The 4,889-nt window shown below is 63.0% G+C and carries 4 protein-coding genes and 1 pseudogene; 3 read left to right on the forward strand and 2 right to left on the reverse strand.

Annotated elements, in window-relative coordinates:
- Positions 1 to 848, forward strand: a pseudogene (locus tag Q8Q83_RS11525) (DEAD/DEAH box helicase); the annotation flags it as partial.
- 173 nt (positions 849 to 1,021) lie between these two features.
- Here the strand turns inward: Q8Q83_RS11525 and Q8Q83_RS11530 are convergent.
- Together Q8Q83_RS11530 and Q8Q83_RS11535 are read right to left on the reverse strand one after the other, a co-directional pair.
- Positions 1,022 to 1,600, reverse strand: coding sequence for a YceI family protein (locus Q8Q83_RS11530; protein ID WP_305623836.1), 579 nt, complete (start codon positions 1,598 to 1,600; stop codon positions 1,022 to 1,024).
- 66 nt (positions 1,601 to 1,666) lie between these two features.
- A complete protein-coding gene (locus Q8Q83_RS11535) occupies positions 1,667 to 2,212 on the reverse strand; it encodes a cytochrome b (protein WP_305623838.1) in 546 nt (181 codons plus the stop codon).
- A gap of 298 nt (positions 2,213 to 2,510) precedes the next feature.
- Here Q8Q83_RS11535 and Q8Q83_RS11540 point away from each other — a divergent pair, with 298 nt between their 5' ends.
- A complete protein-coding gene (locus Q8Q83_RS11540) occupies positions 2,511 to 3,917 on the forward strand; it encodes an adenosylmethionine--8-amino-7-oxononanoate transaminase (RefSeq protein WP_305623840.1) in 1,407 nt (468 codons plus the stop codon).
- Between the two features lie 80 nt (positions 3,918 to 3,997).
- Entirely contained in the window at positions 3,998 to 4,717 is a 720-nt protein-coding gene (locus tag Q8Q83_RS11545; protein ID WP_305623841.1) for a 16S rRNA (uracil(1498)-N(3))-methyltransferase, read from the forward strand.
- Positions 4,718 to 4,889 lie beyond the last annotated feature (172 nt).

Genomic DNA, 4,889 nt, shown 5'->3' on the forward strand with positions numbered 1-4,889 from the left:
TCTCCCTGGTCGCGCCGGACGAAGAGAAACTGCTCAAGGGCATCGAGCGCATGACCAAGCAGAAGATCGGCGACGGCGACCTGCTGGGTTTCGACGCCAGCAAAGTCGAGGCCGAACGCCCGGAAGTGCGCGAACCGCAGAAACCGCGCCAGCCGCGTGGGGCCAAGCCGGAAGGCGAGCGCCATGGCGGCGGACGCAAGGACAAGGGTAAGGACAGCGGCAAGGAACACAGCCGTGCCGCCAAGCCCCAGGGTGGTCGCAGCCAACAGCCGCGCAGCTCGTCCTCGGCCCGTGCCGCCGCGCCGGCGGTGCCCGCCTTGCCTCCGGATCGCGCGCCGGACGAGTTCCGCGACGATGAAATCGATAATTTCGGCAACCGTGCCGACTATGTCAGCCCGAACCAGAACAAGCAGCAGAACCGTGGCCGTCGGCCCGGTGCGCCTGCAGCCGCCAGCGGCCCGAGCGCCAGCAATGGCGTCGGCCAAGGCGCGCGTCCAGCCGGCAAAGGCCCACGCAGCAACAGCGGCGGTGCAAGTGCCGGTGGTGCTGGTGCTGGCGGCCAAGGTCGGCGCCAGGGCGCCGGCGCGGGCGGTCAAGGTGGCCAGGGCCGTAACGGCTCCGGCCGTGCACGTCCGCCACGCGACACCCGCACCACTTCGCTGAACCGCGATGAGCTGCCACGCCAAGAAGCGGCGGTGAAAAGCCCCCGCGACAAGCAACCGGTGATAGTGCACAAGGGCTCGCGCCTGGACCGCTTCCCCACGCCCGAGCAGCTCGACGAGCTGGCGAGCGCGCGGCCACGGGGCGAGAAGCCGGCCCTGCTGACGCGCAACCGCGAAGAGTCATAGTCAGCTAGCCGTATACAAGAACGCCGCCCATTGGGCGGCGTTCTTGTTTTAGCTGATCGTAGGTTGGGCTGAGCTAAGCGAAGCCCAACAAGGCAAACCGCCTACAGCTGCGCCAGAACCATCGCTGTTGGGCTTCGTCGCTGCGCTCCTCAACCCAACCTACGCAACCCATCCTACTGGCGTACACCTTCAACCGAGATAATCAGTTCGACTTCCTGGGAAGCCGGGCCTAGGTCTTTCTGGATAGCGAAGTCCTTCAGTTTCAGCATGGTGCTGCCGGCGAAACCGGCGCGGTAGCCGCCCCAGGGATCGTCGCCCTGGCCTACGAAGGTGGCGGCTATCACCACCGGCTTGGTCACGCCATTGAGGGTCAGGTTGCCGCTGATATCGGCAGTGCCTGCGCCGGTGGATTTGACCGAGGTAGACTCGAATTGCGCAGTCGGGTGCTGGCCGGCGTTGAGGAAATCATCGCTGCGCAGGTGCTTGTCGCGTTCGGCGTTATTGGTATCCACGCTGGCCGTTTTCAGGCTGACCTTGACCTTGCTGGCCTGCGGATTATTCTCATCGAAGCTAAAGCTGCCGTCGAAGTCCTTGAAGGTGCCGTACAGCCAGCTGTAGCCCAGGTGGCTGATCTTGAAATTGACGAAGGCGTGCTGGCCTTCCTTGTCGATCACGTAATCGGCGGCCAGGGCTTGGCCGGCGCCAAACAGTGCGGCACCCAGGGTCAGGGCAACCAGGGTTTTCTTCAACATGGCGATTCTCCTTGAGGTTGTGCAGTGACGGCGTGGCTTATTCCAGGCCGCCGAAAACTTGCGCAATCAGCGCCCGAATATGCGCAGCAGGGTGCGATCGTGATCGATCAGGTGATGCTTCACTGCGGCCAGCCCGTGGATAAGGGAAAAGATCAGCAGGACCCAGGCCAAATACTGATGCACCAGCCCCATCAGATCCTCCTGATCGGGGATGCCGGTGATGCTCGCCGGCACTTCGAACAGGCCGAAGACCTGGATACCGCGCCCCTCGGCGGTGGGAATCAGGTAGCCGGTAAACAGCAGCGCGAACAGCCCCAGGTACAGGAAGCCATGGCCGAGCTGGCTGCCCAGGCGAGTCAGCCGGCCATGGTTGGGCAAGTTGCCCGGCGGCGGGCTGAGCCAGCGCCAGAGCAGACGGCCGAGCATCAATGCAAACAGCAGGATGCCGATTCCCTTGTGCAGATCCGGCGCGGTTTTATACCAGCTGCTGTAGTAATCCAACCCGACCATCCAGTAGCCCAGGCCGAACAAGCCGAACACCAGCACCGCCACCAGCCAATGCATCAGGATGCTGACCAGACCGTAGCGGGAGGATGAGTTACGCCATTGCATTAAGAGCTTTCCGTGGGAGGGGATCTGGAATAAATCAGCGGGCAAGACTAGCAACAAAGCAATCGATTAAAAGCGGAATTTTTCGCTTTGAAATATCGGGAAATACGATGCTGAACCATGGTTTTTTCCGCAAGCCTACTAGCCCAGCTATGTCCGTTTAAGTTCAGCGGCAGCGCTACCAGCGGCCCGGCAGAGGCAACCGGCGGCTATTCGCGACAATCAAGCCGGCCTTGGCGTGCCGTCCATCTGTCGCGGCGCTTCTGATAGGCTTGGCGCAGATGATTGAGAGAGCCGAGCGATGAGCCTGAACGACCACTGGATGCAACGCGACCTGAACGTGCTGTGGCACCCCTGCACCCAGATGAAAGACCATGAGCAGCTGCCCCTGGTGCCGATCAAGCGCGGTGACGGGGTATGGCTGGAAGACTTCGACGGCAAACGCTATCTGGACGCGGTCAGTTCCTGGTGGGTCAACGTGTTCGGCCACGCCAACCCGCGGATCAATCAGCGCCTCAAGGACCAGGTCGATCAGCTGGAGCACGTGATACTCGCCGGCTTTAGCCATCAACCTGTGATCGAGCTGTCCGAGCGCCTGGTCAAGCTGACCCCGGCCGGGCTGGATCGGGTGTTCTACGCCGACAACGGCTCATCCTGCATCGAAGTCGCGCTGAAGATGAGCTTCCACTACTGGCTCAACGTCGGCAGGCCTGCGAAAAAGCGCTTTATCACCCTGAGCAACAGCTATCACGGCGAGACCATAGCCGCCATGTCGGTCGGCGACGTCGCGCTGTTCACCGACACCTACAAGGCGCTGCTGCTCGACACCATCAAGGTGCCCAGCCCGGACTGCTATTTCCGCCCCGAGGGGGTGAGCTGGGAAGCACATTCGCGCCTGATGTTCGGCCATATGGAACAGGCCCTGGCCGAGCATGGCCATGAGGTCGCCGCGGTGATAGTCGAGCCGCTGATCCAGGGCGCCGGCGGCATGCGTATGTACCACCCGATCTACCTCAAGCTCTTGCGAGAGGCCTGCGACCGCTATGGCGTACACCTGATCCACGACGAAATCGCCGTCGGCTTCGGCCGCACCGGCAGCATGTTCGCCTGTGAACAGGTCGGCATCCGTCCGGATTTTCTCTGCCTGTCCAAGGCGCTGACCGGTGGTTACCTGCCGCTGGCCGCCTGCCTGACCACCAACGAGGTGTATCAAGCCTTCTATGCCGAGTACGACACGCTGCGCGCCTTCCTCCATTCGCACAGCTACACCGGCAACCCGCTGGCCTGCGCCGCCGCCTTGGCGACCCTGGATATCTTCGAGCAGGACAATGTAATCGAGGCCAACAAGGTTCTGGCCAGCCATATGGCCAGCGCCACCGCGCACCTGGTCGATCATCCGCATGTCGCCGAGGTGCGCCAGACCGGCATGGCCCTGGCCATCGAAATGGTCCAGGACAAGGCCAGCAAGACCGCCTACCCCTGGCAGGAACGCCGCGGCCTCAAGGTGTTCCAACACGCCCTCGAGCGCGGCGCCCTGCTGCGGCCGCTGGGCAGCGTGGTGTATTTCCTGCCGCCCTATGTGATCACCGAGGCGCAGATCGACTTTCTCGCCGAGGTGGCCAGCGAAGGCATCGATATCGCCACCCGTACCTCAGTCAGCGTGGCCCAGGGCAATCCCAACTATCCCGGTTTTCGCGATCCGGGCTAAGCAGTGGCGTCTGCACTGTAAGCGGCACGGCCGAGGCGTTAAGCTTGCCGCCTTAACCTTGCCGCTTGCAGTTATCTCCCATGCGCCTATCCCGTTTCTTTATCGACGCCCCACTGTCCCTCGGCCAGCACGAGCTGCCGGAAGCCCAGGCCCACTATATCGGCCGCGTGTTGCGGCATGCCGTGGGGGACGCTGTGCAACTGTTCGACGGCAGCGGCCAGGAATTCCTCGGCGAACTGATCGAGGCGGGTAAGAAGAACGTGCGCGTTGAACTGCGCGAAACCTTCGCTGGCCAGGCCGAATCGCCTCTGCATATTCATCTTGGTCAGGGCCTGTCGCGCGGCGAGCGCATGGATTGGGCGATCCAGAAAGCCACCGAGCTGGGGGTGACAGAGATCAGCCCCATCGTCAGCGAACGCTGCGAAGTGCGCCTGAAGGACGAACGCGCCGACAAGCGCATGGCCCACTGGCGGCAGATCGCCATCAGCGCCTGCGAACAGTGCGGCCGCTCGGTGATCCCCAGCATTCACCCGCCCATCAGCCTGAGCGACTGGCTGGAGCAGGTTCACGCCGACTTGAAACTGGTGCTGCATCCGGTCGCCGAACCCTGGGCCAGCCACCCGCAGCCGCAGTCCCTGGCCTTTCTGATCGGCCCGGAGGGTGGTTTGACCGACGGCGAAGTGGCCCAGGCGCAGAGCCAAGGCTTCCACGCCGCCCGTCTGGGCCCGCGGGTGCTGCGCACCGAGACCGCGCCAGTGGTGGCGCTTAGCGTGGCGCAACAACTCTGGGGCGATTTGTAGGCCGGGTCACCGTTGCAAACATAGCGCTGACGGGCAGCCATAAAAAAGGCTATGTCCCAAGACTGTGTTGCAAGGACTAAGCTTTATGGCAGGCATCCGCTCGTGAGGTCTGCCCATCATGGATACTCAAGCCTTTCACCACTGGCTGGCTCATGTGAGCCAACTCAGCGCC

Origin of the sequence: Pseudomonas sp., from assembly GCF_030696055.1 — a bacterium.
GTDB lineage: Bacteria > Pseudomonadota > Gammaproteobacteria > Pseudomonadales > Pseudomonadaceae > Aquipseudomonas.